The following is a 1,426-nucleotide window of genomic DNA, read 5'->3' as shown; positions in this document are numbered from 1 at the left end:
AAGGAGGTTGTAACAACGACAAAAGAAGAATTATACAAAGAATTGTCTGACGCTATTGTAAGTTGCAAGAAAGACCAGGTTCTTGCTGCTGTCGAAAAAGCCCGTGGTGAACTCGAGGCTCCCGACATCATTGAGAATGGTCTTGCAGCAGGTATGAACGAAGTCGGTACCCTTTTTGAAAGGGGCAAGTTATTCCTTCCACATGTCATGATGGCTGCAGAAGCCATGCAGGCCGGTGTGGACGTACTTAAAGATGATATGCCTGAATCATCCGAAAAGGCTGCCAGCGTAATTGTCAATGGTACAGTAGAAGGAGATGTCCATGACATTGGCAAATCCATTGTCTCCACCATGCTCCAGACATCCGGATTCGAAGTCTATGACATCGGCCGTGATGCACCTGTAGCAGATTTCATTGCCAAGATCAAGGAAACAGACGCAAACATGGTCGGCATTTCCGCACTAATGACCACCACTCTCCAGGGCCAGAAGGAAGTAATCGAAGCCCTCGAAGAAGAAGGTCTCCGTGACAAGGTAAAAGTCATGGTAGGCGGCGCACCTGCAACCAACTCCTGGGCCAAAAAGATCGGTGCAGACTGCTATGCAGAAAATGCAACTGAAGCTGTCAACAAGGCAAAGGAACTTCTCTTATAAGGTGATTATTTATGGCAAATGAATATTTCTTAAGAATGGGAGATGGTGAAAGGATCTCCATGACCAGGGAGCAGATCATTGCAGACCTCCAGGAAGGTACTGCAGATGCAGCAGACCTTGGTAACATTCCTGAACTTTCCGGGGATGAAATCGACAAGCTCGCAGATATCATTATGGATCCCAACCGTATAGTCAGTGTCGAACCAGGTATGGAAATCCCGGTTACCCATGACATTGGAACTCTGAGGATCGATGGTGACCAGGGTAATAGTGGTGTAGGAATTCCATCCAGCCGTCTTGTTGGCTGTATGATGCACGAGAGAGGTTTTGGTGCTGACACAATGGAACTGGGTCATATCGACTACAGTTTCAAACCAGTCAAACCGGTTATTGCCCAGGAACAGCAGGCAATGGAAGTCTGCCAGGAAAACATGACGATTCCACTTCTCTATGGAGCAATGCCAAATCTTGGTCTCTATTACACCCCAGATGGTCCATTCGAAAACCCTGGTGACCTCCTGAAGGCTTTCAAGATCAACGAAGCCCGTGAATCCATCGAGCATGCAGGTGACCATGCAACCCGTGACATGACCTGGATCATGCAGCACCTGCAGAAAGTAGGCTGTGACGGTGTCAACTTCGATACCATCGGTGCAGCAGGAGATGGTGACTTTTATGCTTCCCTTTATTCTATCAAGGCACTGCGGGAAGAATTCCCTAACATCTACATTGAAGCAGGTATGGCCGGAGAATGTACTCTTGGTATGCACGG

General features: G+C 47.8%; 2 protein-coding genes. Both read left to right on the top strand.

From position 1 onward, the window contains the following. On the top strand, positions 1 to 654 hold a 654-nt coding region (gene mtbC, locus CP947_RS10260), incomplete at its 5' end, for a dimethylamine corrinoid protein MtbC (protein WP_253247336.1). 11 nt (positions 655 to 665) lie between these two features. After that, the coding region (gene mtbB / locus CP947_RS10255; protein WP_096713084.1) for a [dimethylamine--corrinoid protein] Co-methyltransferase at positions 666 to 1,426 on the top strand (761 nt) is incomplete at its 3' end.

The sequence above is a fragment of the Methanohalophilus euhalobius genome, from assembly GCF_900215215.1.
GTDB classification, from domain to species: Archaea; Halobacteriota; Methanosarcinia; order Methanosarcinales; family Methanosarcinaceae; genus Methanohalophilus; species Methanohalophilus euhalobius.
This window is presented reverse-complemented; position numbering and strand designations above follow the sequence as displayed.